This window comes from Streptomyces sp. NPDC059994, from assembly GCF_042737755.1.
Taxonomy (GTDB): Bacteria; Actinomycetota; Actinomycetes; order Streptomycetales; family Streptomycetaceae; genus Streptomyces.
The window spans coordinates 157,113-182,402 of the sequence record NZ_JBHWUR010000003.1; the positions used below are offsets into that span (position 1 = coordinate 157,113).

The 25,290-nt window shown below is 68.6% G+C and carries 22 protein-coding genes; 3 read left to right on the forward strand and 19 right to left on the reverse strand.

Annotated elements, in window-relative coordinates; genetic code table 11:
• The first annotated feature begins 3 nt into the window (after window positions 1-3).
• Window positions 4-747 carry a hypothetical protein gene (locus ACFWA7_RS03385; RefSeq protein ID WP_385820557.1) on the forward strand — a complete coding sequence of 248 codons (744 nt, stop codon included), beginning with the start codon at window positions 4-6 and terminating at the stop codon, window positions 745-747.
• Here ACFWA7_RS03385 and ACFWA7_RS03390 read toward each other — a convergent pair.
• The 6 genes from ACFWA7_RS03390 to ACFWA7_RS03415 form a co-directional block, all read right to left on the reverse strand.
• Entirely contained in the window at window positions 686-1,942 is a 1,257-nt protein-coding gene (locus ACFWA7_RS03390; protein WP_385820559.1) for a cytochrome P450, read from the reverse strand. The genes ACFWA7_RS03385 and ACFWA7_RS03390 overlap by 62 nt on opposite strands.
• Before the next feature lie 66 nt (window positions 1,943-2,008).
• Window positions 2,009-2,500: a hypothetical protein gene (locus tag ACFWA7_RS03395; protein WP_385539489.1), complete on the reverse strand. Its 492-nt coding sequence runs from the start codon at window positions 2,498-2,500 to the stop codon at window positions 2,009-2,011.
• The gene (locus ACFWA7_RS03400; RefSeq protein ID WP_385820561.1) at window positions 2,497-3,966 is read right to left on the reverse strand and encodes an ATP-binding protein; all 1,470 of its coding nucleotides are present in this window, start codon (window positions 3,964-3,966) and stop codon (window positions 2,497-2,499) included. The genes ACFWA7_RS03395 and ACFWA7_RS03400 overlap by 4 nt, the downstream gene beginning before the upstream one ends.
• Window positions 3,963-4,646 (reverse strand): response regulator, encoded by a 684-nt coding sequence (locus tag ACFWA7_RS03405; RefSeq protein ID WP_385539485.1) that lies wholly within the window; start codon window positions 4,644-4,646, stop codon window positions 3,963-3,965. The genes ACFWA7_RS03400 and ACFWA7_RS03405 overlap by 4 nt, the downstream gene beginning before the upstream one ends.
• Window positions 4,647-4,744: 98 nt before the next feature.
• Complete coding sequence (murJ, locus tag ACFWA7_RS03410; RefSeq protein WP_385820563.1) at window positions 4,745-6,385, reverse strand: murein biosynthesis integral membrane protein MurJ; 1,641 nt, start codon at window positions 6,383-6,385, stop codon at window positions 4,745-4,747.
• The gene (locus ACFWA7_RS03415; protein ID WP_385820565.1) at window positions 6,382-7,539 is read right to left on the reverse strand and encodes a lipid II:glycine glycyltransferase FemX; all 1,158 of its coding nucleotides are present in this window, start codon (window positions 7,537-7,539) and stop codon (window positions 6,382-6,384) included. The genes murJ and ACFWA7_RS03415 overlap by 4 nt, the downstream gene beginning before the upstream one ends.
• Window positions 7,540-7,760: 221 nt before the next feature.
• Here ACFWA7_RS03415 and ACFWA7_RS03420 point away from each other — a divergent pair, with 221 nt between their 5' ends.
• Complete coding sequence (locus tag ACFWA7_RS03420) at window positions 7,761-9,011, forward strand: Ig-like domain-containing protein (RefSeq protein WP_385820567.1); 1,251 nt, start codon at window positions 7,761-7,763, stop codon at window positions 9,009-9,011.
• Between the two features lie 109 nt (window positions 9,012-9,120).
• Window positions 9,121-10,707 carry an alpha/beta fold hydrolase gene (locus ACFWA7_RS03425; RefSeq protein WP_385820569.1) on the forward strand — a complete coding sequence of 529 codons (1,587 nt, stop codon included), beginning with the start codon at window positions 9,121-9,123 and terminating at the stop codon, window positions 10,705-10,707.
• 35 nt (window positions 10,708-10,742) lie between these two features.
• On the opposite strand, the gene ACFWA7_RS03430 is transcribed toward ACFWA7_RS03425, so the two are convergent.
• The 13 genes from ACFWA7_RS03430 to ACFWA7_RS03490 form a co-directional block, all read right to left on the reverse strand.
• The gene (locus ACFWA7_RS03430; RefSeq protein WP_385539477.1) at window positions 10,743-11,615 is read right to left on the reverse strand and encodes an amino acid ABC transporter permease; all 873 of its coding nucleotides are present in this window, start codon (window positions 11,613-11,615) and stop codon (window positions 10,743-10,745) included.
• A complete protein-coding gene (locus ACFWA7_RS03435) occupies window positions 11,612-12,256 on the reverse strand; it encodes an amino acid ABC transporter permease (protein WP_385539475.1) in 645 nt (214 codons plus the stop codon). The genes ACFWA7_RS03430 and ACFWA7_RS03435 overlap by 4 nt, the downstream gene beginning before the upstream one ends.
• Window positions 12,257-12,264: 8 nt before the next feature.
• The gene (locus tag ACFWA7_RS03440) at window positions 12,265-13,170 is read right to left on the reverse strand and encodes a glutamate ABC transporter substrate-binding protein (protein WP_385820571.1); all 906 of its coding nucleotides are present in this window, start codon (window positions 13,168-13,170) and stop codon (window positions 12,265-12,267) included.
• Between the two features lie 19 nt (window positions 13,171-13,189).
• Window positions 13,190-13,933, reverse strand: coding sequence for an amino acid ABC transporter ATP-binding protein (locus tag ACFWA7_RS03445; RefSeq protein ID WP_385820573.1), 744 nt, complete (start codon window positions 13,931-13,933; stop codon window positions 13,190-13,192).
• 156 nt (window positions 13,934-14,089) lie between these two features.
• A complete protein-coding gene (locus tag ACFWA7_RS03450) occupies window positions 14,090-14,524 on the reverse strand; it encodes a DUF6278 family protein (protein WP_385539470.1) in 435 nt (144 codons plus the stop codon).
• Between the two features lie 59 nt (window positions 14,525-14,583).
• The gene (locus tag ACFWA7_RS03455; protein WP_385539468.1) at window positions 14,584-15,363 is read right to left on the reverse strand and encodes an exodeoxyribonuclease III; all 780 of its coding nucleotides are present in this window, start codon (window positions 15,361-15,363) and stop codon (window positions 14,584-14,586) included.
• Window positions 15,364-15,402: 39 nt separating this feature from the next.
• On the reverse strand, window positions 15,403-16,041 hold the full coding sequence (locus ACFWA7_RS03460) for an MBL fold metallo-hydrolase (RefSeq protein WP_385539467.1): 639 nt from the start codon (window positions 16,039-16,041) through the stop codon (window positions 15,403-15,405).
• Between the two features lie 42 nt (window positions 16,042-16,083).
• Window positions 16,084-17,388: an alpha/beta fold hydrolase gene (locus tag ACFWA7_RS03465; protein ID WP_385539465.1), complete on the reverse strand. Its 1,305-nt coding sequence runs from the start codon at window positions 17,386-17,388 to the stop codon at window positions 16,084-16,086.
• 19 nt (window positions 17,389-17,407) lie between these two features.
• Entirely contained in the window at window positions 17,408-18,550 is a 1,143-nt protein-coding gene (gene xerC / locus ACFWA7_RS03470) for a tyrosine recombinase XerC (RefSeq protein WP_385539463.1), read from the reverse strand.
• Between the two features lie 1,752 nt (window positions 18,551-20,302).
• Complete coding sequence (locus ACFWA7_RS03475; RefSeq protein WP_385820576.1) at window positions 20,303-22,150, reverse strand: hypothetical protein; 1,848 nt, start codon at window positions 22,148-22,150, stop codon at window positions 20,303-20,305.
• A gap of 164 nt (window positions 22,151-22,314) precedes the next feature.
• The gene (locus ACFWA7_RS03480; RefSeq protein WP_385820578.1) at window positions 22,315-22,803 is read right to left on the reverse strand and encodes a hypothetical protein; all 489 of its coding nucleotides are present in this window, start codon (window positions 22,801-22,803) and stop codon (window positions 22,315-22,317) included.
• Window positions 22,804-23,706: 903 nt separating this feature from the next.
• Window positions 23,707-24,498: a PaeR7I family type II restriction endonuclease gene (locus tag ACFWA7_RS03485; protein ID WP_385820580.1), complete on the reverse strand. Its 792-nt coding sequence runs from the start codon at window positions 24,496-24,498 to the stop codon at window positions 23,707-23,709.
• An 80-nt stretch (window positions 24,499-24,578) separates the two neighbouring features.
• A complete protein-coding gene (locus tag ACFWA7_RS03490) occupies window positions 24,579-25,286 on the reverse strand; it encodes a PaeR7I family type II restriction endonuclease (RefSeq protein ID WP_385820582.1) in 708 nt (235 codons plus the stop codon).
• Window positions 25,287-25,290: the final 4 nt, after the last annotated feature.

Here is a 25,290-nt window from a genome sequence, read left to right on the forward strand (position 1 = left end):
CCCATGGACGACGACGTGCGCAACATCGTGCTGGGAGTGGTCGCCGCGGGCATCAGCGCCGCCCTGGGCTGGCTCACCCGCACCTATCTCTGGAACCGAAGGCTCCGCCGCAAGCAGGCCTTCTTCGGTCTGCCGACCCACTCCGAGTGCCTGCTCGTCGTCAACCGGGACGCGGGGACGGAGGGCGCGGTGCACCGGTTCGACGTGTTCGCGCTCCTCGAACTCGCCTCGCTCATCACGGACTGCGGGGCCCACGCCCGGATCGTCCAGCACGATCTGACACAGCAGGGCTTCGGGGAGCGCACCGAGTTCTGTCTGGGCGGCCCGTACTCCAACCGCCGTATGGCGGCGCACCTCTCCGCGCTGCTGCCCGGAGTGACGATGAACGTGGACACCGAACCCGGCCCGGACCGGGGCTCGTTGACCATCGGCGGCGAGAAGTACCGGGTGGAGGGCGGGGTCACCGAGTACGTGATCCTCGCCCGGGTCACCGCGGGCCAGGACCGGCGGCCGGTGTTCCTCTTCTGCGGCCAGCGCGCGATAACCAACCAGGCGGCCACCCGCTATCTCGTCCGCAACCAGGAGAAACTGGCCCGCAAGCACGGCAACGGCACCTTCTGCCTGCTCCTGAAGGTCGTCAACTCCCTTGCGTACGGCCCGGACGTGGTGGAGGTCGTCGCCGACGTCACCCGCGCGGCCCTGACCCCGGCCCCGACAGCCGGAGCGGCAGCGACTTCACCCCGTTGATGAAGTTGGAGACCAGCCTGCGCGGCGGCCCGGCGAGCGCAGGGCCGGGCAGCAGCCGCAGCGCCTCCTGGTGCAGGACGCGCAGCTGGAGCCGGGCGAAGTGGGCGCCGAGACAGATGTGCGGGCCTTCCCCGAACGAGACGTGGGGGTTGGGCGTACGGTTCAGGTCCAGGCGCTGGGGGCGGGTGAAGACGCGCTCGTCGTGGTTGGCCGAGGCGTGGAAGACCACCACCTTGTCGCCCGCGCGAATCCGCTGCCCGGCGAGCACGGTGTCCCGGGCGGCGGTGCGGCGGAAGGTGAGGACCGGCGGGTGCCACCGCAGCAGCTCCTCCACGGCCGTGCCCAGGGGCGCCTCGCCCTCGCGCAACGCCCGCCACTGCCGCGGATGCTCGGCCAGCGTCAGGAAGCCGCCGGGCGCGGCACTGCGCACGGTGTCGTTGCCCGCCACGGTCAGCAGGAAGAAGAACATCTCCAGCTCGGCGTCGGCCAGTTCGGAGTGCGCCAGCGCGGTCATGACGTCGTCGGCGGGCTCGCGCCGCTTGTACGCGGCGAGCTCCTGGGCGTACCCGAACATCTCGCGCAGCATCGCGGGCGAGCGCGGGTTGACCGGCCGCCCGTCGGGGCCGAGCACCGGCGGCTCGTCCGGGTCCTGGTAGCCGATGACCCGCTCGGTCCATTCGAGGAGCAGCCCCCGGTCGCTGCCGGGCACCCCGAGCAGATCCGCGAGGTTGAGCAGCGCGTAGTCGTCGGTGACCTCGGTGACCAGGTCGAAGACCCCGTCCTCGGCGCCGTCGCGGGCCGCGCCGAGCAGGGTGCGCGCCCGGGCTCGTGTCGCCGCCGCGAACCGGTCGGTGCGGCGGGGTGTGAAGGCGCGGCTCACCACGCGCCGCAGCCTGCCGTGGTCGGGTCTGTCCTGGTTGAGCATCATGCGCCGGATGAACGGCAGGTCGTCGGGGTCGGGGTCGCGGATCTGGGTGGCGCCGAGCAGGGAGGAGTAGGTGACCGGGTCCTTCAGCACCCGTACGACGTCGGCGTGCCGGGTGACCGCCCAGAAGCCGGGTCCGGCGGGCCAGCCCAGCACCTCGTACTCCTCCTGCCAGGCCACCGGGTGCCGCTCGCGCAGCTCCCGGTAGTCGTCGTGGGGCGGCCCGGCGGCGTACCGGCGCGGGTCGAAGACGTCCGGCAGATCACTCATCGCACCAAGGTGACGGCAACCGGACGCCCGCGGCAAGGCCGCCCCGCCGGGCGGGCGCCCGACCGGTCAGAACCGGCAGCGCTCGGGAGCGAGACTGGTGTCGCTGCCCCGCAGGACGACCGTGACCGCACGGCTCTCCGCCGTCGCGTGGGCCGCGGTGCACGCCAGCTGCTGCCGGGCCACGGCGGAGAAGTCGCGTACGGGGCGGGTCAGCGTGACCCGTACGGTGGTGTCGTCCACGTTGACCGCCACTGCGCCGTAGTAGTTGGGCACGTCGGAGGTCAGCCCCGCGTCCCGGTCGGCGTCCGTGGGGCCGTCGAGGAGCATCAGGACCGCCCCGCCCGGGGTCTCCTTCTCGTCGGTGGCCCGGATGACGGGCAGCACTCCGTCCGGGCCCTTGAGGTAGACGGCCGCGCCGCCATGGGCGGCGTCCGGTGCCGTCTTCACGATCGCCGGGTCGCCCACCTCCACGACCTCGGAGGGCCGCACCCCGCATCCGGCCGGCGCCAGCACGGCGGGCAGCAGCAGCGCGATCGCGCCGGTCCTCGACCGCCTCATGACACCGGCTCCGCGACGGGCGGCCGCAGCGGCAGCTCGACGGTGAACACCGCGCCGCCCGCAAGGTGGTTGGCGGCCCGGACCGTGCCGCCGTGCAGCCGTACGTTCTCCTGGGTGATCGCGAGGCCGAGGCCGCTGCCCACCGAGCGGGTACGGGCGGCGTCGGCCTTGAAGAAGCGGTCGAAGATGTGCGGCAGGACGGCCGGGGCGATCCCGGGCCCGCCGTCGTGGACCTCGGTCACCACCCGTACACCCTCCGGCCGGTCCTCGACGCGCAGGGTCACCCGGACCGGCGCGGCGCCGTGCCGCAGTGCGTTGCCGACGAGGTTGGCGACGACCACGTCGAAGCGCCGGGGGTCGAGCATCACCCGTATCCCGGTGGGCAGTTCGGCCGTGACCTGCTCTTCCCAGCGCCGGCGCTGGAGCGTCTTGGCGATGGTCTCGGCCACGTCCACCTCGTCGAGGTTGAGCTCGGCGGCCTTGGCGTCGAAGCGGGAGATCTCCATCAGGTCGTCGACGAGCGTGGCGAGCTTGCCGGTCTCGGCGGAGACGAGCCGCACGGCGGCGGCCGTGTCGGGGTCGAGCCGGTCGGCGTCCTCGTCGAGCACCTCCGTGACGGCGAGCATCCCGGCGAGCGGGGTGCGCAGCTCGTGCGAGACGTCGGCGGCGAACCGGCGGGCCCTGGCCTCGGCCTTCTGGAGCTCCTCGACGGACCGCTCCAGCTCCTTGGCCGACTCGTTGAACGTCCAGGCCAGATCGGCCAGTTCGTCCGATCCCTTCACCTCGATACGGGTGTCGAGGCGGCCCCTGCCCATGCTGCTGGCGGCCCGGCGCAGATCGCGCACCGGCCGCAGCACGCTGCGCGCGGCGAGCAGCGCGGGCACCAGGGCGATGGCGAGCGCGGGCAGCGCGCCGTCGCGGGCGGCGCTGACCATCGCCTGGATGTTGTCGTCCTCGGCGCTGAGCGGCATCACCACGTACATCGTGATCCCGCTGGGCTGCCCCGGCTGCTGTCCTTCCACGCCGAGCATCACCGGCATGCCCACGGTCAGCCAGGGCTGGCCGTCCTTCATCACCCGCTGGAAGGTGCCGTGCGGATTGGCGTGGGCGCGGCGGCGCAGGTCTTCGGTGAGGATGCCGGACGTGGTCTGGCTGACGTTGGAGGCGCGCAGCGTGCCGTACTCGGCGTACACGAACCAGGGGCGCGGCTTGCCCTGGCGGCCCACGGTGAGGCTGAGTTCGCGCAGCGAGGTGCGGCTCATCGGCAGCTTGACCGTCTGGGCGGCGATCTGGTCGCGCAGCTGGGCGACCGCCGTGTCCTGGGCCTGCTGGAGGATGGCCGAGCGGGCCTCCTGGTAGATGAGGGTGGCGGTGGTGCCCGCGGCGATCACGGCGACCAGGAGGAAGGCACCCACGAGGCGGGCCCGCAGACCGAGCCGCCCGGCCCGCTTGAGCGCGCGTATCACCGCAGCGGACCGAAGCGGTAGCCGAAGCCGCGGACGGTCTGGATGTAGCGGGGGCTCCCCGGCATGTCCTCTATCTTGTGGCGCAGCCGCCGTACGCACGCGTCCACCAGCCGCGCGTCGGCGTGGTAGCTGTGCTCCCACACCGACTCCAGGAGCTGCTGGCGGCTGAAGACCTGCTCCGGCGAGGCCGCGAGGTGCAGCAGCAGCTTCAGCTCGGAGGGGGCGAGCGGCAGCCGCTCGCCCGACTTGGCGGCGGTGAGACCGGCCCGGTCGAGGGCGAGTTCGCCGTGGAACTCCAGTCCGGGCCGGCCGCCGGGGTCGGTGAGGCGCCGCAGCACGGCCCGGATGCGGGCCTCGATGACCTCGGTGCGGGCGGGTTTGACGATGTAGTCGTCGGCGCCCGCCTCAAGCCCGACCACCACGTCGAAGTCGTCGCCGCGCGCGGTGAGCATGATGATCGGCAGCTGGCTGGTCTCGCGGATGCGGGTGCAGACCTGGACGCCGTTGATGCCGGGCAGCATCAGGTCCAGGAGGACGAGTTCGGGCTGGAAGGTCTTGAGCGCCGCGAGCCCCGCCTCGCCCGTCTCGGCCGCGCGCACCTCGTGACCGCGTCGGCGCAGACCGAGCTCGACCCCTTCCCGTACGGAGGGGTCGTCCTCTATGAGCAGCACGCGTGGCATGAGCGTCAGTATCCCAGCTGTCTCAGGGGTCTCGGATGTCGCAGGGGTATCACTTGTCACAGAGGTCTCGGAGGATGTGCGGGCGGTCGCGGGGCCGGTCAGCGTTTCCGGCCGCCCCGCAGTTTGCCGATCACGTCGTTGATCCCGTCGAGCCGCAGCGGCCGCGCGAGGAGCGCGACCGTCACGAGCAGCACGGCAGCTCCGGCCCCGGTCGCCGCGAAGTCGCCGAGCCCCTCGGCCGCGCGGGCCGCCGCGTACCCGAGCAGCGCGGCGGGTACACAGCCGAGCAGCAGCCGGCCGTGGACGGCGAGCGTGGGCGAGCGCAGCAGCCCGGCGCCGCCGCCGATCCTGCGGTCGAGGGTGTACGCGGTGACCGCCCACCCGGCGAACAGGGCGAGCGAGTACGCCCCGGCCATCCCCGTGACCGCCCAGCGCGCGGGCAGCAGCACATAGGCGAGGGCGGACAGGCCCGCGTTGCACCCGGCGATCACCAGGTTGAGGACGAACGGGGTGCGGGTGTCGCTCATCGCGTAGAACCCGCGCGAGAGCACGTACTGCCCGGAGAAGGCGATGAGCCCGGGCGCGAACGCCATCAGCATCCCCGCCATCACCGCCACGTCGGCCGGGGACGTCCTGCCGTACCCGAAGGCCGCGCCCATCAGCCAGGGCGCCAGTGCGAACAGCGCGCAGGCGGCCGGGACGATCATCGCGGCGCTGGTGCGCAGCCCGTGGGAGAGGTCGCGCCGCACCGCCGCCGGGTCCTCGTCGGCGGCGGCCCGGCTCATCCGGGGCATCAGCGCGGTGAGTATCGAGACGGTGACGATGCCGTGCGGCACCACCCAGAGCATGTACGCGTTGGTGTACGCGGTGTAGCCCGCGCCGCCGGCGACGCCCTGGTCGTGGGCGCGCTGCCCGGCGGTGGTGGAGAGCCGGGTCACCACCCAGTACGCGAGCTGGTTGGTCAGGACGAGGAGCATCAGCCAGCCCGCCGAGCGCAGCGGGCGGGTGATGCCGGTGCCGCGCCAGTCGAACCGCGGCCGCCAGCGGAACCGGGCCGCGCTGAGCGCGGGGACCAGTGCGAGCGCCTGGACGGCGATCCCGGCGGTGGTGCCCCAGCCCAGGATCTTGGTGTCGGTGGCGCTCAGGGTGGCGCCGGAGGTCCCGGCGGTCGCCAGATAGAGGCCGAACACCGCTATCACGACGAGGTTGTTGAGGACCGGCGTCCACATCATCGCGCCGAACCGGTCGCGCGCGTTGAGGACCTGCCCGAAGAGCGTGAACAGGCCGTAGAAGAGGATCTGCGGCAGGCAGTAGCGGGCGAAGGCGACCGTGAGGTCCCGCTGGGAGCCGGTGTAGTCGGTGTAGAAGTCGACGATCTGCGGTGCGGCGAACACCGCGAGGGCCGTCATGGCCACCAGGGCTGCGGTGCACGCGGTGAGCAGCCGGTCGGTGTAGGCGGCGCCGCCGTCGGTGTGCTCCTTGGCGGCGCGGACCAGCTCGGGCACGAAGACCGCGCTGAGCGTGCCGCCTATGAGCAGGGTGTAGAGGATGTTGGGGATGTTGTTGGCGACGGCGAAACCGTCGCCGACGAGCTGGACGCCGAGCGCGGCGGCCACGACCGCCGACCGCACGAAGCCGGTGGCCCGCGAGACGATCGACCCGGCGGCCATGACCGCGCCGCTGCGCGCCAGGGACGCCTTGGCCGCGTGGCGGGGCCCGGCGTGGACGGGGGCGGTCACCGGCGCGCCAGATAGGCCTGGAACGCGCGGTAGAGCGCGTGGTTGGCGGTGCCGCTCATCGGTGTCTCCCACTCCCCCAGGGTCTCGACCACCTGCCCGCCGGTGCCGAGTTTCCAGCGCAGCAGACCGAACGGGCGATCTTGTGGATCAAGGGTGGAGGGTACTCCGCGCATGTCGTAGACGTCGGCGCCGAGCGCGTGGGCGTCGAGCATCATCTGCCACTGCAGGGCGTTGCTGGGGCGCACCTCGCGGCGGTGGTCGGCGGAGGCGCCGGTCTGGTACCAGACCCGCCGGCCGGCCGTGATCATGGTGTGGGCGGCCAGCACCTCGCCGCCGTGGACGGCGAGGTAGAGGCGCATCCGGCCCGGCTGCTCGGCGTTGAGCACCGCGTACTGGCGCTCGTAGTACGCCAGGGACCGGCCGAGCCGGAAGCCGTCGCGCTCCTCGGTGATCCGCAGCAGCCGGTAGAACTCGGGCAGGTCGGCCGCGCCCGCGGTGACGACCTCGACGCCCGCCTTCCTGGCGGCGCGCACATTGCGGCGCCACTCCTGGTTGAGGCCGGACCACAGCTGGTCGGGGGTCCGCCCGGCCAGCGGCACCTGGAAGACATGGCGCGGCTGGGCGTCGGCGTCGCCGTCGTCGCCCCCGCAGCGCCGCCAGCCGCGCGCCCGCAGCCGCTCGGCGACGGCCGAGCCGAGCGGGTCCACCTCGGTGGCGAGCACATCGCCGACCTTGCGGCCCGGCCCGGTCGCGGACTTCAGCAGGGCGGCGTCCCAGCGCCGGTAGGCGGGCGAGGGTCCGATGCGTACGGCGAAGGCGCCCGCCCGGCGCAGATGGCGCAGCAACGGCCCCAGCCAGCGGTCGATTTCGGGGTCGGCCCAGTCCGCGACCGGCCCCTCGGGGAGGTAGGCGAAGTATTTCCGGGTACCCGGGAATTGCCGGTAGAGCACGAGGGCCGCACCCTTCAATTCACCCGTGTCAAGGTGCCAGCCGACCCTTTCCGCAGACCATTGGTCCTTCACCTCGGCCCACGAGGGGTGCTGCAGGAAACTCACGCCGGTGCGGCCCGCCAGATAGGACCGGTACTCGGCGACGGAGAGACCGCGCACCCGCAGATCCTGGTCGCGGTCGCCGGTCACGAGCAGTGCGGACACGTGGGTGACCTCCAAGTACGCCCCGCCTTCGGTGCCGCGGGGATGCACAGGATGCTCACAGCGGTCCATGACCGGGCCGCGCGGCGCATGTGACCGGACGGTGACAGTTCCTCTGCGGTCCTCGTCACAAAGGAATTCCCGAGATTCCCCGCGTTTTCCGCAACCTAGAGTCGAGTTACCGACTCTCTCCTATGGAGAAGATTGCTACGGAGGTTTTCCAGTTGAGCCGCATACGCCGCCACACCCCGCTCCGCCGCCGCCCGGTCCGTAACGCCGCGATCGCCGGCACCGCGGTCCTCGCCGCAGCTCTCACCGCCTGTTCGGGCGGCTCGGGCGGCTCCGGCGACGGCAAGGGGGGCGCCGATCTCGCGGGCGCCAAGAAGGCCCAGATCTCGGTCAACCTGACGGGGCAGCAGGCGAAGGCGGGCGAGCCGGTGAAGGTCACACTGACCTCCGGGAAGCTCCAGCAGGTCACGGTCACCGACGCCAAGGGCGGGAAGCTGGCGGGGAAGATAGCCGCCGACGGCAGGACCTGGACCTCGGACCGGGTGGCCGCACCCGGAAGTACGTACGCGATCGAGGCCAAGGACGACAAGGGCTCCACCGCCAAGGCCGGCTTCGCGACCGTCGCCGCCGACAAGGTGAACAAGCTGTCCCTCGCACCCGGCAAGGACACCACGGTCGGCGTCGCCCAGCCGCTGTCGATCGTCTTCGACCACCCGGTGAAGAACAAGGCGGCGGTGGAGAAGCAGCTCAAGGTGACCACCTCGGACAACACCGTGGGGGCCTGGGGCTGGATGGAGGACTACTCGGGCAAGTCCCGGGCCGACTGGCGGCCCAAGGACTACTGGAAAGCCGGGACGAAGGTCACCCTCGAAGCGGACCTCAACGGTGTCGACTCGGGCGGCGGCTGGTTCGTCAAGGACTACAAGACCGGCTTCACGGTCGGCAGGAACCAGGTCATCAAGGTCGACCTCGACAACCACCGCCTCAAGCTGTACCGCGACGGCGCCGTGGTCAAGGACATCCCGGTCTCGGGGGGTACGCCGGGCGGCGACAAGCGGTCCTGGCGCGGCAAGGCCGTCCTGATGGCGAAGGAAGGCACGATCAACATGAACTCCGAGACGGTCGGCCTCGGCAAGGCCTACAACAAGATGGTCGACTACTCGATGCGGCTGACCTGGTCCGGGATGTACGCGCACGCCGCGCCCTGGAACGCCCCGTACTTCGGCAACACCAACCACAGCTCCGGCTGCATCGGCATGAGCGACGCCAACGCCAAGGAGCTGTACGGCACGGTGCAGGTCGGCGACCCGTTCGAGATCACCGGCGACGAAACCAAGGGCACCCAGGCGCTCAACAACGGCTACGGCGAGTGGAACCTCAGCTGGGAGCAGTGGCAGCAGAAGAGCGCCCTGACCGGCGCTTCTACCGGGGGCAACTCAAGCGCCGCTGGTGCCGCGAGCAACTGACAACTCGTCCAATAATCGTTACCCACGCGTAACTTACCGACCAGTTACTTCCGGTAAGGCTCCCGGTTAGCGTCAGTTTAGTTTGCAACGACGCAACGGGGAGCTACTCATGGGACATCCGCGCATGGCCACCGCCGCAGCCGTCACGGCGGCGGCCCTCTTCGCCGGCGCCGCCTTCGGCCTCGCCCCATCGGCCCAGGCCGCGCCGGTGAAGGCCGCGCCGGCGGCGGCCGCCACCGGTGTCTCCTTCCATGACATCCCGGGGTCGGACGGGATCACCCTCAAGGGCAACGTCTTCACACCCGCCGGGGCCAGGGCCGGTGAGCGCTACCCGCTGATCGTCTTCCCTGCCAGCTGGGCCTCGCCGCAGATCGAATACATCGCCCAGGCCCAGAAGCTCGCCGACGCGGGCTACACCGTGGTCAGTTACACCTCCCGGGGCTTCTGGCTCTCCGGCGGCGAGATCGAGGTCGCGAGCCCGAAGGACAGCGCCGACGTCTCGGCCGTCATCGACTGGGCACTGACCCACACCCCCGCCGACCCGGACCGCATCGGCCTGGGCGGCGTCTCCTACGGCGCGGGCATCAGCCTCCTCGCCGCCGCGCACGACAAGCGCGTCAAGGCCGTCGTCGCGATGAGCGGCTGGGCCGACCTCATCCAGTCGATCTACAGCGGCCGCACCCAGCACCGCCAGGCCGCCGCGATGCTCGGCGTCACCGGTGCCCTCACCGGCCGCCCCGGGCCCGAACTCCAGCAGACCCTCAAGGACTTCCTCGGCTCGAACCTGGCCAAGGAACAGGACATGATCGAGTGGGGCCGCAAGCGCTCGCCGATCACCTATCTGGATGACATCAACCGCAACGGCGCCGCCATCATGCTGGGCAACGCCTGGGGCGACACGCTCTTCCCGCCCAACCAGTACGCCGACTTCTACACCAAGCTGACCGGCCCCAAGCGCCTGGAGTTCCGCCCCGGCGACCACGCCACCGCCGAGGCCACCGGCCTGCTCGGCCTGCCCAACGACGTCTGGACGGACGCCCACCGCTGGTTCGACCACTACCTCAAGGGCGACGCCAACGGCATCGACAAGGAGCAGCCGGTCCAGCTCAAGTCCCGCACCGACGGTTCCTACGAGGGCTATCCGAGCTGGCAGGCGGTCGGGGCGGCCAAGGAGAAGCTGCCGCTGGGCGGCTCGAAGCGGATCTTCGCCAACGTCGACTCGGGCGCCGACGGCGGCATCCTGTTCCTCTCGAACATCCTGGACCAGTTCACCAAGCTCCCGCCGATGGCCTCGATCCCGCTGCTGCCGCGCGCGTTCGCGGCGGTCTGGCAGTCGGAGCGGTACGACACGCCGCACCGCATCCGGGGCACGGCCGCGCTGCACACCACCGTCACTCCCACCAAGGAGAGCGGCACCCTCGTCGCATACCTGTACGACGTGGGCCCGCTCGGCCTCGGCAAGCTGGTCAGCAACGCCCCCTACACCTTCCACGGCCGAACGCCCGGCCGCCCGTTCGCCGTCGACCTGGAGCTGTTCTCCACGTCGTACGACGTACCGGCCGGCCACCGTCTGGCACTGGTGGTGGACACCGTCGACCCGCTCTACATCGAGCACAACCCGACCGGCGCGCAGCTGACCTTCTCCTCACCCGCGTCAGACCCGTCGTATCTGACGGTCCCTCTCCGCGAGGAGTGATCACCGGCTGCTGCCGGGTGGGCCTTGCCCCCTTGCTACTGCGCACCTGGCAGCAGCGTCCCTGGTTCGGCCGGGGCGACTTCCACGGCCTCCGTCTTGGGATTGCGCTTCTGTCTCCTGGCCATCCAGGTGGCGAACCAGGAGAGCAGCATGCACATCCCGATGTAGATCGGCGAGATCACCATCACCACGGGGATGAACGGCAAATCGTAGTCGAGATTCGAGGCGATGAGCTTCCCCGCGTGCAGGAACTCCTCATAGGTGATCAGATAGCCGAGCGAAGTGTCCTTCAGCGCGACCACCAGCTGGCTGATGATGGTCGGCAGCATCGCCCGGATCCCCTGGGGGACCAGCACGTACGTCATGACCTGCGTCTTGCGCATCCCGAGCGAGAATGCCGCCTCCTTCTGGCCGCGTTCCACGGAGTTGACGCCGGAGCGGAACACCTCGGCGAGCACCGAGCCGTTGTAGAGCGTCAGTCCGGCCACCAGCGCCGGCAACGGCTGCACCTTCAGCGCCACGAAGATGAAGAAGATCATGACCAGGACGGGCATGGCGCGGAAGAACTCGACCAGCAGGGTGGCGAGCCAGCGGACCGCCCGGTGGTCGGAGAGCCGCCCGGTCGCCAGGACCGCGCCGAGCACCAGTGAGAACAGGGCCGCGAACCCGAACGCCTTGAGCGTGTTGCCGAGCCCGCGCAGCAGCAGCCGCTGGATCCCCTCGTACTCGAAGGGCGTCCACTTGGTGGAGGTGAACTGGTCGGTGTCGAACAGGAGATAGAGGATCCAGCCGAGCAGGGCGAGGATCAGGGCCGTCGAGACGACCCCGTAGAGCAGGTGCCGCTGCCGGGTCTTCGGGCCGGGGATGTCGTAGAGGGCGGTGGCTTCTCCGGACAGCTGTGCGGTCATCGGGCGACTCCCCAGTACTTCTCCAGGAGGTTGAAGACGGCGCTGATGGTGAGCGTGATGATCAGATAGCCGACGGCGATCCAGATGAACGTCCAGATGATGTCGTAACCGAGCTCGCTGAGCGTCTTGTACGTGCCGAGCAGCTCGATGACGCTGAAGGCGCCCGCGATGGCGGAGTTCTTGGCGAGCGCGATGAGCGTGGAGCCGACCGGCGGGATGACCGAGCGGAAGGCCTGCGGCAGGACCACCCCGGAGAGCGTCTGGCCGAAGGTCATCCCCAGGCTCCGGGCCGCCTCGCCCTGGCCGGTGGGCACGGTGTTGATGCCCGAGCGCAGCGCCTCGCAGATGAACGCCGAGGTGTAGCAGCCGAGCGCGATCACCGCGAACAGCTTGAAGGGGAGCACCAGACCGAAACGCGGCAGCCCGAGCAGCACCGCGAAGAAGAGCAGCGTGAGCGGGGTGTTGCGGAGCACGTTGACCCAGACGGTGCCGAGCGCCCGGAACGAGCCGACCGGCGAAACCCGGAAGGAGGCCATCAGGAAGCCGAGCACGAGCGCCACGGCCGAGGCGTAGACGGTGAGCTCGACGGTGCCGAGGAAGCCCTTGGCGTACAGCGAGAAGTTCTTGGTCAGTACGTCCATGCGGGGCCTCAGCTCGCCGGGTAGCGGTCGATGGGCGGGGCGGGCGCGGCCTTGCGTCCCGACAGGCCGAGCGTCGCGTTGTACGCCTTCTGCCAGTCGCCGTTCTTCTCGTGGGTCTCGATGGCGTTGTCGAGGGCGAAGCGCAGGGCGTTGTCGCTGCGCGGCACACCGACGCCGTACGGCTCCTTCGAGAAGGGCTTGCCGACCACCTTCAGCTCGTCGGGCACCTTGGCCGCGTACCCGCTGAGGATGGTGTCGTCGGTGGTGACGGCGGCGACCTGGAAGGTGAGCAGGTTGTCCACACAGACGGAGTACGTGTCGTACGCGACGAGGTCGGCCTTCGGGTAGTCCTTCTGGATGCGCTGGTACGGGGTGGAGCCCGCGGCCGAGCAGACGCGCTTGCCGCTGAGGTCCTGCGGCCCGTTGATGTCGTCCTCGTCGGTGCGCACGAGCAGGCCCTGGCCGGCCATGTAGTACGGCCCGGCGAAGCCGACGAGCTTCTTGCGGTTGTCGTTGATGGTGTAGGTACCGACGTAGTAGTCGACTTGGCCGTTCTGCAGGGCGGTCTCGCGGTTGGCGGAGGCGATGGTCTTGAAGGCGATCGTCTTGGGGTCGAAGCCGAGCGAGGCGGACATCATCTTGGCGATCTCGATGTCGAAGCCCGAGTAGCCGCCGGTGGCCGGGTCCTTCTCGCCCATGTACGGCTGGTCCTCCTTGGCACCGACCACCAGATGACCGCGGTTCTTCGCCCGCCGCCACACCGCGGAGTCCGGCAGCGAGAAGCCCGTCACGACCTGGTAGTGGGGCAGCTGGTCGGACTGGGGCCCCTTGACCGGCGGGCTGCCCGACTTGCCGCACCCGGCGGTGGCCAGGACCAGTGCAAGGGCGCCCAGCGCGCGTCGCGTACGCGTCATGGTTGCGTCCACTCCCCGTTCAGTGCTTGAGGATCTTGGAGAGGAAGTCCTTGGCCCGGTCGCTGTGCGGGTTGGTGAAGAACTCGTCGGGGGTGCGGTCCTCGACGATCTTTCCGTCGGCCATGAAGACGACGCGGTTGGCGGCGGAGCGCGCGAAGCCCATCTCATGGGTGACGACGACCATCGTCATGCCGTCGCGCGCGAGCTGCTGCATGACTTCGAGCACCTCGTTGATCATCTCCGGGTCGAGCGCGGAGGTGGGCTCGTCGAAGAGCATGACCTTGGGGCTCATGGCGAGCGCGCGGGCGATGGCGACGCGCTGCTGCTGGCCGCCGGAGAGCTGCGCGGGCAGCTTGCCGGCCTGGGAGGCGAGGCCGACCCGGTCGAGGAGTTCGTGCGAGCGCTGGTCGGCCTCCTCCTTCTTGCGGCCCCGGACCTTGATCTGGGCGAGCGAGACATTGGCGAGGACGGTCCGGTGGGCGAAGAGGTTGAAGGACTGGAAGACCATGCCGACTTCGGCGCGCAGCGCCGCGAGCCCCTTGCCCTCCTCGGGCAGCGGTCGGCCGTCGATGGAGATCGACCCCGACTCGATCGTCTCCAGGCGGTTCATCGTCCGGCAGAGCGTCGACTTGCCCGAGCCGGACGGGCCGATGACGACCACCACCTCCCCGCGTCCGACGGTGAGGTTGATGTCCTGGAGGACGTGCAGCTTCCCGTAGTGCTTGTTGACGTCACGCAGCTCGATCAACGGATCGACGGCCATACACTGTCCTGCCCACTCATCGCGGTGTCGAGGTCAGCGCAAACTATCCAGCCCGGAAAGGGACTTCACCCCGACACGCACGAACAGGACATAAACCGTATTTTGGGTTACCGGTGAGTTGAGGCGCCGCCGCGGGGGCCTCCGCGCACGGAACGGTCAGACCTCGGAGGCCTCCGCGTACACCTGCGAGAGCTCGGGCGTGCCGCTCTCCGCCCACTCGACCCCGGCGCCCACCACGTCGATCTCACGCCCCGAGGCGAGCCGCACCACCGGCTGCCCGCCCGGCCACACCTGCCAGGACGCGCCCTCGACCGTCCGTACGAGCACCGTCCCCAGATACAGACCCGCGTCGTTGCCCAGCCAGGGCAGCTCCTCCGGGTCGTCCCGCCAGTGCGGCGGCAGCTGGTCGAGCGCCGCCAACGACGCGGGGCTGTCGTCGAGTTCGAGCCCCGCCTGCTGCGCCCTGACCCGGAGCAGCTCGCACTCCGCGAGGAGCTCGCCCACGCCCTCCGGATCGGTCTCCACCGCCTCGGCGAGCGCCGCCGTCCGCTGCGAGCCGTGCCGCTTGCGCCAGTTGTCCAGGATGTTCATGGCGGCAAGCGTCCCATTCGCACAGACCTGCGCACCACAGGGCACGCGGAGTGCGATTCTCAGATCTCCAGGTCGACGACGACCGGGGCGTGGTCGGAGGCGCCCTTGCCCTTGCGCTCCTCGCGGTCCACGTAGCTGTCCTTGACGGCCTTGGCGAACGGCCCGTTGCCGTACACCAGGTCGATGCGCATGCCCCTGTTCTTGGGGAAGGACAGCTGGCGGTAGTCCCAGTACGTGTACGGCCGGTCGTACTTCAGGGGGCGGGGCACCACGTCGGACAGGCCCGCCTCGCGCAGCGCGGCGAGCGCGGCCCGCTCGGGCGGGGTGACATGGGTCTGGCCCTCGAAGAACGCCACGTCGAAGACGTCCTCGTCGGTCGGGGCGACGTTGAAGTCACCGAGCACCGCGAACGGCCGCTCCCCCGCCGCGTCCTGGGCGACGGCCGCCTTCAGCGCCTCGAACCAGGCCAGCTTGTACGCGTAGTGACCGTGGCCGACCTCCCGGCCGTTCGGCACGTACACCGACCACAGGCGGACTCCGCCGCAGGTCGCCGAGACCGCGCGGGGCTCCAGGGTGTCCTCGAAGCCGGGGTCGCCGGGCAGGCCGAGCACCACGTCGTCCAGGCCGACCCGGGAGACCAGCGCCACTCCGTTCCACCTCCCCGTCGCGTGGACCGCCGACTCGTAGCCCAGCTCGCGGAGCTCGGCGGCGGGGAAGCCCTCCAGGGTGGTCTTGGTCTCCTGGATGCACAGCACATCCGTGCCGGTGCTCTCCAGCCAGGCCAGGAGACGGGGCAGCCGGGCGGTGATCGAGTTGACGTTCCAGGTCGCGATGCGCATGTCCGACAGCCTAACGGCGGGGTCCGACAGTCACCGCTGTCACAGGTCGGTCGAGTCCCCGGGGCTCAGCCGGGCGTGGTCGGCCCCGCCCAGATTGCCCAGGTGGGTGTCGTAGATCGGCCGGGCGAGGTCGGTCAGGAGCGCGTCGTGGATGTCGATGGCGCGGCGCGGCCCGACCTCCCGTACGTACTCGATCACCTCGGAGATCTTGCTCCAGGGCGCCTGCACCGGCAGCATCAGTGTGTCCACCGGGTGGTCCGGGACGGTGAGCGCGTCGCCGGGGTGGAAGAGCGAACCGTCCACCAGAAAGCCGATGTTGGTGATCCTCGGGAGGTCCGGGTGGATCACCGCGTGCAGCTCGCCGTGGACCTGGACGTCGAACCCGGCCGCGCTGAAGGCGTCGCCGTGCCCGACGGTGTGGACGCGGCCGGGGAAGGCCGCCGAGATCTTCTCCGCGACGCTGCGCAGGGTCCAGATCTCGGCCGCCGGGTTGGCCTCCAGAGCGGTCCGCAGCCGGTCCTCGGCGAAGTGGTCCGGGTGCTCGTGGGTGACGAGGACGGCGTCCGCGCCGAGCGCGGCGTCCGCCTCGCTGAAGGCGCCGGGGTCGATGACCAGCGTCCGGCCGTCCTTCTCCAGCCGGACGCACGCGTGGGTCTTCTTGGTCAGCTTCAGGCTCATGCCCCCATCCTGCTACGGCGGACGCCGTGTCGCCCGGACGGCTCAGGGCCGCGGGGTGGTCTCCTCGCGGATGACCACGGCGGCCGCCCGGAAGGCCGCGTTCGCCGCCGGGAGGCCGCAGTACACGGACGTCTGGAGCAGCACTTCCTTGATCTCGTCGGGGGTGAGCCCGGCCCGCAGCGCGGCGCGGGTGTGGGCCGCGACCTCGTCGAGGTGGCCGCCCGCCACCAGCGCGGCGAGCGCGACGACGGCCCGGGTGCGCCGGTCGAGCCCGTCGCGGGCCCACACCTCGCCCCAGGCGTAGCGGGTGGCGAGCTCCTGGAAGTCGCCGGTGAAGCCGTCGGCGTCGGCGGTCTCGGCGTCCACGCGCGCGTCCCCGAGGACCTCTCGCCGCAGCTTCATGCCCCGCTCGTACGGGTCGGGCCGCCCGGGGCCCTCGGGCGCCGGGGACGGTACGGGCTCGGCGGCCATGGGGACGGGGACGTGCAGGGTCTGCGGCGACTGCGACTGCGGCACGGCGGCGGCGACCGGCGGCGCGGCCGGTACCGGGATCGCCGGGAGCGTCTCGTGCCAGGCCGTCGAGAAGTGGTGGACGAGCAGATCGGTGACCGCGGCGGGCTGCTCCACCGGCGCCAGGTGCGCGGCCCCGGGCACCACCGCGAGCCGGGCGTCGGGCACCCCGGCGACCAGGGTGCGCGCGTCGCCGGGCCCGGTCACCCGGTCCTCGGCTCCGGCCAGCACCAGCGTGGGGACGCCGATACGGGCGAGGTCGGCGCGGATGTCGAAGGCGGCCAGCGCCTCGCAGGCGGCGATGTAGCAGCCGGGGTCGGTGGTGCGGACCATCTGGACGGCCCACTCCACGATGGCGGGCTGGGCCGCCGCGTACGCGGGCGTGAACCAGCGCTCGGGCACGCCGCGGGCGATCGGGTCCATGCCGTTGCTGCGCACCACCACGCCCCGCTGGCGGAACTCGTCGGCGGTGCCGAACCGGGCCGAGGCGGCGATCAGCGCCAGCGAGGCGAGCCGCTGCGGATGGCGCAGGGCCAGGTCCGCGCCGACGGCCGCGCCGATCGCGCTGCCCGCGTAGCCGAAGCGCTGTACGCCCAGCTCGTCGAGGGTGGCGATCAGCCGGTCGGCGAGCTCGGCGACCGAGAGCGCCGGGAGGGCGGGGGCACCGCCGTGGCCGGGCAGGTCGAAGCGGACGATCCGCCAGCTCCCGGCGAGTTCGGGTATCTGGCGGTCCCACATGTGCCATGTTGTCCCGAGAGAAGGGCCCAGGACCAGGACCGGGGCGTCTTCAGGCCCGTCACAGCGGTATTGCAGGGTATTCGTAGTCGTCTCGCTCACCCGACCACGCTCCCACGTCTCACATTTCTCTCACGACAGGGGTCGGCGGACGGGTCAGACCACTCCAGACATCCGCCGCCGAGCGGAGGTCTTCCACGTCCGGCTTCACGTACCAGCGCTTCGTGGTCCTCACATCGGCGTGCCCCGCCCATCGGGCAAGGAGATGGTCGGGAACCCCGTTGTTCGCCAGGTAGGTGAAGCAACTCGCACGGGCATCGTACAAACGGACCCGCCGCAGCGCGCTCTCGGCCATGACCTTGTACGCCTGCTCACGCAGCTGCCGCACAGTGAGCGGCGTCCCGAGTTCGTCCACCAGTACGTACCCGCTGTCTTCGTACGTCCGCCCCGTCGCCAGCTTCTCGGCAGCCTGAGTGGCCTTGAAGTTCATGAGGGCTTCTCTGACCAGAGCGGGCAGCGGAAGGCTCCGCTCGCCGGCGAGCGACTTCGTGTCTTTCTCCACCACGGTCTTGTTCCCCATCAGCGTGCGGGTGTTGGCAACGGCCAGGGTGGCTGTGTCCAGGTCCAGATCGACCCAACGCATGCCGCACACCTCCGCCGGGCGCAGACCCATCAACGACAGGAGGAGCGGGGCGTACAGTCGGTGGTCCCTCACCGCGAGTACGAAGGCATGGACCTCCGTGACACTCCAGGGCGGCACCTCGGCCTTGGCCTGCCGCTCCGCCTTGCGCACCTTTCGGGGGATCCTGACCTCCTGGGCCACATTCACCGCGACCAGGCGCCGCGCCACGGCCCGGTTGAGGGCTTCCTTCAGCCGCGTGAGGGACATCTCTACCGAGGTCACCCCCAGACCAGGACCGGCCTTCGTGGCGCGTACGCGGCCCTCCCGAAGCGCCCACAGCATCCATGCTTCGACATCATCCTCGGTGAGCTCTTGGAGCCGGATGTGCCCAAGCCTGCCCCGGACACGATCCAGGGTCACCCTGTAGGTGGAGATCGTGGTCTCTTCCAGGTCTTCCGCCTTCTTGGCGAGCCACTGGTCGAGCCACTCGTTCACGGTCATCTTGTTGCGCGACACGAGCGCCCCATTGTGGCGACGGACCGCAATACGTGCGTACTCGGCCTGCGCCTCCTTGAGCGTGCCGAGGGTACGGGTCAGCTGCTTACGCTTCCCAGTGGCCGGGTCGGTCCCGACGTCGACCACAAACCGGTACCGGACCTGGCCCTTCGCGTTCGGCGGCAGCTTCTTGATCGGTTGAGACAGGATCGCTCACTCTCCTTGAGGGCGCGGAAACTCCACATTGGCGGCGCCATCGCCGCCTTTCAGCGAAGGGCACCGCAGTCATCAGGGCAGCAGACAACAGCGCTCTCCTCGTGCGAGGTTTGCGGCGCTGCCTGCTTCGTCCGCCACGGCTCCACTGCTGAGCACAGCCGAATGCGAACACCCTCAATACTCGGTACGACCCCCGGTTTCGCTAACCGGGGATCGTCTGCTATGTATCGCCCTGCACGACGAGATCTTGTCCATCACAGCCATCGACCTCCCTCAGGAGGCCACCTGGCGGAATCGCAGGACAGGGAAGAAACAGCGCGCGTCGAACACAGACAATCCGTCGCTGGTGACCCGGTCGAGGGCACAGGCCACAACACATATTGAAGTACCAACGACGCGGGTATCGCACCACGTTGCCATCTCGAAATGCAACGCTCAACCTCACCCACTCATGTATTTCACCGCGAGCGCACTGCTACACACGCAAGACAGAGATCCAACCGTGAACGTCTCCCCACTGCCAGCACTGATTTCAGCAGGGCCGCCGGCGCTCTGCCCACGACCATCAGTCTTCAGTAAATTTCATAGAGATCGTGAAGGACTCGTTGTTTCTCTCGGCAACCAAACCCACCCGTCTCGCCGACGCCAGCTGGGTGAGATGTAGCCAGCGACTACCAGGGGCCCGACTTCGTCGAAAAAGATGACCGCATGGACTTCCGTTCGAGCATCTCAACGAGCTGCTGCGCCACGCAGACGACCTTCAGAAGCTGGAAGAACTTTACTCCATAGAGGAGTTGGAGCAGCTCGTGGTCAATATGGAGCACTCTACTGCCGAAACGGAAGAGTGGGTACGTAGGGCAACCACTCTCGGTGAGCTGCAGGAAGAGATCAACGACGCAAGCTCCCGGTTCCTAGAAGGCTTCAAACGCAACATCCAGATTGCCGAGGAGAACAGAGCAATCTTCGTTCGCACGGTCCGGGACTCAATCACAAGCCCCCAGCGCGTAACGACTAATCCGAATCGTCCGCAGGAGGTGCACACATGCCCGTCTCTCCCGAACTGGTCGAGGACCTCGCCGACGTCACCCACCGACTGTACGCAGACGCTGGAGACCGACTCTGAGACCGGGCTGCCCGAACCGTGCCTTCCCTGGCACGCGAACTACGGCACCGGCCCGCGCGGCGTACCTGCCTCGACTGGCGACACCAGGGCGAGGGTGTTCCCTGTCATCGAGAGCACAACTGCAACGTGGAAGTCGCGGTGCGTGTCCACCCCGAGAACTACCTCGGCGCCCTTTGCAGCGTCTGCGACCGGGACAGGGTCTGATGCATCAATCGTCTCTCCACCCCCGTCGACGGTCGTCATGCCGGCGTAGCTGCCAGTTTGGACGGGCGGTCACGAGTGACACATTGCAGGTGAGCCACTCAGGGCAGTACTCCAGACACACTCGCCCGAACCAGCCACTCAGCCCACCGCCTTGCCCCGCGAACGACACAAAATGATTGAGACGCTTCGGTCGGAGATGTCAGGAGTCAGCTCCCGCCGCAGCCCGCCCCTACAAAGCGAGCCCTCTGTAGGTAACAACCCTATGAAGCGCGGCAAGCATCGCACTCCCCCAGGAATGCGATTGCCTCCACCAATACTTCCGTGCGCCAGTCCCGTGCTGGGAAAAGGTCGCGGCTCTACAGTCCGGCAGTGTCTCGAGCGGGGGAGAACCAGTTGGAACCCTCGGCCACATCGGCCAGGTAGGCGTCACGACCGCTGCTCAGCGTCCGGTCCGCTGCCATCACGAAAGACATGGGGTAGTCGAACGGAGACTTGAGGACAAGGGCGGCAGCGTCGTCAGTGAGCCGGTGCACCTCGCTCTGTACCTGAACGCGGGAGCCATGCGCCTTCAGAGCAGCCAGAGTACCGGGGGCAGGGGTGTTGGTCATGCGTGCGGTGAGTGCCAGGTGAGCAGGCCAGGCAGCAATGCCGTACGCGGCCATGGCTGCCAAGGCATCATCGGCAAGGGGGCGCAGCTCCTTCTCCCTCAGCGGCTGCCGCGGGTGCGCGACGTAGTGGGCGACCGCGAGGACGGTACAGGGGGCGAGGGACGCGGCAACGTCAAGCACGACCGGGGACAGGGGACGTGCGAGGGTCGCGCCCAAGCGGCTTGAACTCATGAGCAGGGCCTGAAGCACATCGCCGGGAAGCGCCCGGAGGGCTTCGTCCAAGTCGGGCAGAAAGACCTCCAGAACAGTCTGGTCCGCTATCGCAAGCAGGCCCAGTGCCCAGGTGGCGCGGGAAAGCGGATCGGTGTGGGCGGTGAACTGCTCATACCACCAGGAGCCGGTGGTGCGGTGGCTGCGCAGTTCGTGCAGCAGCCGTCCGTGGTCAGGGGAATTCCCCAGAGGTTGCGAGCCGGGAGTGATGTCTCCGCCGGTGGTGAAGTCGGTGGCCGCGGCACCAATCACCGTAATCTCTGTTGCCAGCCAGCAGGGTCCTAGAAGGGCGGTGAGAGCACGGGCCGTATTGCTCCAGGGCGAGGTAGTGCGCTTTTGTCCCTTGCTGAAGACGAGAGCGGACTGCACCGTCTCGAAATCCGCACGGCGTTCTTTCAGACGGGCCAGGGCCGCTTGGCGCTGCTGGGCGGGCAGTTCAGGAGCGTGGTGGCCGACGGTTTCCAGAAGGGATGCCGAGCCACTGTCCGCCAGGCGGAGGAAGTTCTGCGGACGCAGGATGCGCAAGATGTCTGCAGCATAGGTGGCAGGAGGGCAGCTCACTTCGCTGGCGTGGCCATTGAGAATTGCCTGGACAAGCATCTGCTCGTGCGGGGAGCCAGGCGGCGGGGACAGTCCGGCTCGAAGAGCCGCAGCGGCGACGGTGTCCCCGGCGAGAGCGAGGCGGTCGAATTCGGGGTGGGTGAGCCGCCGCGCGCAGTGGAAAGGGGTGCCGATGGTCAGCCAGGCGTCTTCCCGGTCGGTGCCCAGGGCGTCCTGCATACGGGGGTGCCACCAGGTGTGGAAGGCTTCGGCGTCATCCAGGAGAAGGACAGCGATCTGCAGTTGCTCGGCGGACGCGGAGGACGCAGGATTGTTCGCGACCTGTTCCAGCAGAGCCTCAGCCAGGTGTCTGGCTCCGCGGTCGGCGGTGGGCAGAGGCAGGTCGTCGTTGGTCGTCAGTTCGTGGTGGATGAAGCGGACGCTGAGGTCGTCGAGAAAGAGAGCGGCAGCCCGCCGCTGGGTGCGGGAGCGGCCACTGAAGACGCCGTCGGCCAGCAAGACCCAGGCGGACAGGCGTAGTTGACGGGGGCGGGCGCCCTCATCGCGTTCCTCTTCCAGAGTCTCCACCATCCCGGCCAGCTCATTGGGCCTGGCAAAGCCCGCAAAGAAGCGGGTGGTGTTGAGCCAGTAGCCCCTGCGCACCAGTTCCCGCAGGACTTCTGCACGGTCGAAGGCACGCTGGTCCGCGCCGGCGAAGTCGTAGAGGTAGCGGGCGGCAAAGTCTTCTCCTGACCGGCTCGGCGCTGATCCGAGCGTGCAGACCATCCAGGCCCGCAGTCCAGCCGTGCACCTCGTCAACCGTGACATCCCCACCCATGACTGGCGCAACGAGCGGCTCGCGGGCAGTCACGTCAACTGCGGCTGCAATATTAGCTCCACCTGCTTGAATTTGACCTTGGCGTCCTCCTCCCACTGGGTGGCGATGACCTTCATCGCATGTCGGAGTACGCCCACTTCAGCTCGGTGGGCGAAGCGTCCACGCGCGCGTTGATGTCATCACGCCACCAGATCGAGAAGGGAATGCCGAACTGGCGGGCGTGCTCGGCCAGGGCGGTATCCAGCGTGTCCATGGAACCGCGCTTGGGCACGGCAGTCCCGGCTACCGACGTCAGCAGGTAGTAGGCCGTGGCGCCTTCCTTCACCAGACGGCGGCTATTGTCGGCCTCGCCTGCGATCGCGTCATTCAGCCACGCGACCGGACTCTGCCCGGGTTTGCTGGTCCACTTCACCTGATAGACGATCAGCCGTTCACCGTCCTGGCGGGTGGCGTCGCGTCCGCCATCGGCATGCCCGACCGGGTAGCAACGGGTATCGCTGAAGACATGGGCTAGTAGTGCGCTGCACAGCTGCTGAAACGTCTTCTCCCCCAGCCGCTCGTAGAGATAGCGCCCCTGCCCTGCCACCGCCGCGCCGGTCACTTTCCCGCTCGCCATACCGCCCCCAAATGCCCGCAGTTGAACGGACACTGTAGGACGCAGCACTGACACCGTCAGAATCGCCGCACAGGCTGGCGTCTCACAGGGTCCCTTGCCACCTCGGCACGGCACGGCAGTGAACGCAGTCCCCTGACATCGCACTCGGCGTGTGGGATGTCGTCGCGTTCGTCATCGGGAGGGGAGAGGCGCAGACGCAACTGGGAGGGTACGGGCCTCAGGACTGCTCCATCAGCTCTGCGCTGATCCGACCCCAGCTCGGTCGGGAGACGTCGACAGGGCGTACGACTGTAAGCAGACGGCCGTCGAGAAACGTATCGAGTCCATCGCCCGTCAGGGTGGCCAACCGCTCGCGTTGAGCACGACGGTTGGCCTCTACCCGCTCGCCCAGGACTCCGAGCAGTACCTCGTAGCGCGCCTCGCCGAGGACGTCGCCGCGGATCCACCGTCCTCGGACCGGTACGCCAGCGAGCGTGCCAAGCTGGTTCTCCTCGCGACTGAAGGCCCGGTCCATCGCCCTCGGCCGCCGGTCCCACCCGACCGATCGCCGTCCGGCTGCCAGCCCCCTCGCCACTGAACTCAGGGGGCGGAAAACACATCGCTGGCTCGGAAGGGGAACGGGCATACCCACTTCGACGGTGCCCAGTGCGCCTCGCTCCGCAGGCCCGGACGAGGACCCCTCCATGCGGCCATTTCAGCTCTCGGGTCTGGTGCAGGTTTGGGTGACAGGTGACCGGCAGCGGCCCCTGTCCGATCTCAACAGCCTGGACGGCCTCCGCGCCAGCCTGCCCCTTCTCGATCGTGAAGCGCCATACTCAGGCGCGCACCCACACTGCTCTGCAGTGGACCCTAGGTGACTTGGGAATCTCACACTCGAAGCAACCTCGTTTAGAGCCCTGGCTCCTTCCGTACGTGCTTCGTAAGCGAGTCGATGAATCCCGCAAATTCTAGCTTCGGGTCGGGTTGACTGATTGGACGTTCGGGATCTTTGGGGGCCAAGACGAAACAGGCAGCGTCATAGAGTCCATCCTCGACGAGTCTGCGGCAAAGCACTTGATAACGGTCAGCGTATGAAGGGCGCCCCTCAAACGCCTCGTCCACTTTGAAGCTCGGCTTGAAGTCTCGCTTCGCACTCTGCGTGGATCCGCCTGCGCCCTCCAACAGGAATACGTATCCCAGCCAGGGTCGGGCATCGCCAAGGAGGCCCTTGGCGATGGCACGCTGAGTATCTACAGCGCTACCGATCGCTTCTTCTGTTCTGTTATTGAAGTTGTTCCCGAACGAGGGCCCGGACTGCGACTTGAACTCGATAGCCGCAACCAGCTGGGTTCCATTTTTGACGATGAGATCCCATTGCTTGGTTGGCCGATAATACCCAGGCAGCTCAGCTTTCTTGCCCAGGAAAATCGAGCTGTCCGGGTACTCAAGTACGTTCACGAAGTGTTCCACGATCATTTGCGTCAGAGCATCAAGATGGGCGCCACCTGTAACGGCGCCGCGGAGCCCCGCATCCTGCTTCCCCTCAGCGATTTGCCTCGCGCTCTGCCGCTCTCGCGTCTCCCAGTACTTCCGGACTGCGAGTTCAAATTTTCCGTCCACGGACCCACCATGATCGACGTGCAGCCAGTGGGCGGGCCGCACGAGACTGGCACAGCTCTCGACGCTGCGGGCCTCGACCACCGAAGCCAGAGGTCAGGCTAGTGGACCACGCCGTCTCGACGCTCCCCGTGGCCGAAACACGACCCCCGGCCCATCCCGGTTCAGGTCCTGTTGGCGCAGTACTTTGCGAGATACCCCGCAAGGGATGCCATAAAGCTACCAAAATCAATACCAGCACTCGGGTCCGGTTGCTTAACCAGGGCGCCTGGGGTGGTATTCGAGAGGAGGAAGCACGCTCCATCGTAGAGCTTGTTCTCCAACAAGCGTTCACAAAGCAATCGATATCGGTCCTCATAGGACGGGTGAGTCCCGTAAGCGGGATCCGTCGGGAGAGCAGCACTCACTTGCTGCCGGGCCGGCCGCGTCGACCCCAGCGCCTCTTCCAGAATGAAGAAATACCCGATCCAGGGCCTATGATCATCACCTCTATCCCTTCCGAGTAGCCCCTTCTTGTGGGCAAGCCTCAAGTCGGTAGCACTCCCGATGGCTTCCTCATTTCGGTTGTTCGCATTATTGCTGATCTTCTCCACGGACTGAGATTTCATCTCAATGGCAAAAACGAGACGGTCCCCATCCAGGGCAACGATGTCCCAGTTCTTGCGTGGCCGGTAAACCCCGGGAAGCGTGGCGGCCTCACCTCTCAAGAAGGTAATGGGGGTGCCCTTGCAAGCCTCTGTCGCGGATTCGATCACGAGGTCTTCGACCGCAGCCATGTGCTTCCCGCTTTGCGTGCCACGCGAACGGGCCGCCCACATCGTGTGGACAGCCCGGTTCAAGGCGTCATTGTCCCAGGTTAGTTGGGTGCTCATCAGT

What these genes read in the sequence shown, in the direction of transcription:
- ACFWA7_RS03385 (WP_385820557.1), top strand. Translation starts at nt 4, where the DNA reads ATGGACGACGACGTGCGCAACATCGTGCTGGGAGTGGTCGCCGCGGGC.
- ACFWA7_RS03390 (WP_385820559.1), bottom strand. Translation starts at nt 1,942, where the DNA reads ATGAGTGATCTGCCGGACGTCTTCGACCCGCGCCGGTACGCCGCCGGG.
- ACFWA7_RS03395 (WP_385539489.1), bottom strand. Translation starts at nt 2,500, where the DNA reads ATGAGGCGGTCGAGGACCGGCGCGATCGCGCTGCTGCTGCCCGCCGTG.
- ACFWA7_RS03405 (WP_385539485.1), bottom strand. Translation starts at nt 4,646, where the DNA reads ATGCCACGCGTGCTGCTCATAGAGGACGACCCCTCCGTACGGGAAGGG.
- ACFWA7_RS03425 (WP_385820569.1), top strand. Translation starts at nt 9,121, where the DNA reads ATGGGACATCCGCGCATGGCCACCGCCGCAGCCGTCACGGCGGCGGCC.
- ACFWA7_RS03430 (WP_385539477.1), bottom strand. Translation starts at nt 11,615, where the DNA reads ATGACCGCACAGCTGTCCGGAGAAGCCACCGCCCTCTACGACATCCCC.
- ACFWA7_RS03435 (WP_385539475.1), bottom strand. Translation starts at nt 12,256, where the DNA reads ATGGACGTACTGACCAAGAACTTCTCGCTGTACGCCAAGGGCTTCCTC.
- ACFWA7_RS03440 (WP_385820571.1), bottom strand. Translation starts at nt 13,170, where the DNA reads ATGACGCGTACGCGACGCGCGCTGGGCGCCCTTGCACTGGTCCTGGCC.
- ACFWA7_RS03445 (WP_385820573.1), bottom strand. Translation starts at nt 13,933, where the DNA reads ATGGCCGTCGATCCGTTGATCGAGCTGCGTGACGTCAACAAGCACTAC.
- ACFWA7_RS03450 (WP_385539470.1), bottom strand. Translation starts at nt 14,524, where the DNA reads ATGAACATCCTGGACAACTGGCGCAAGCGGCACGGCTCGCAGCGGACG.
- ACFWA7_RS03455 (WP_385539468.1), bottom strand. Translation starts at nt 15,363, where the DNA reads ATGCGCATCGCGACCTGGAACGTCAACTCGATCACCGCCCGGCTGCCC.
- ACFWA7_RS03460 (WP_385539467.1), bottom strand. Translation starts at nt 16,041, where the DNA reads ATGAGCCTGAAGCTGACCAAGAAGACCCACGCGTGCGTCCGGCTGGAG.
- ACFWA7_RS03475 (WP_385820576.1), bottom strand. Translation starts at nt 22,150, where the DNA reads ATGGTCTGCACGCTCGGATCAGCGCCGAGCCGGTCAGGAGAAGACTTT.
- ACFWA7_RS03490 (WP_385820582.1), bottom strand. Translation starts at nt 25,286, where the DNA reads ATGAGCACCCAACTAACCTGGGACAATGACGCCTTGAACCGGGCTGTC.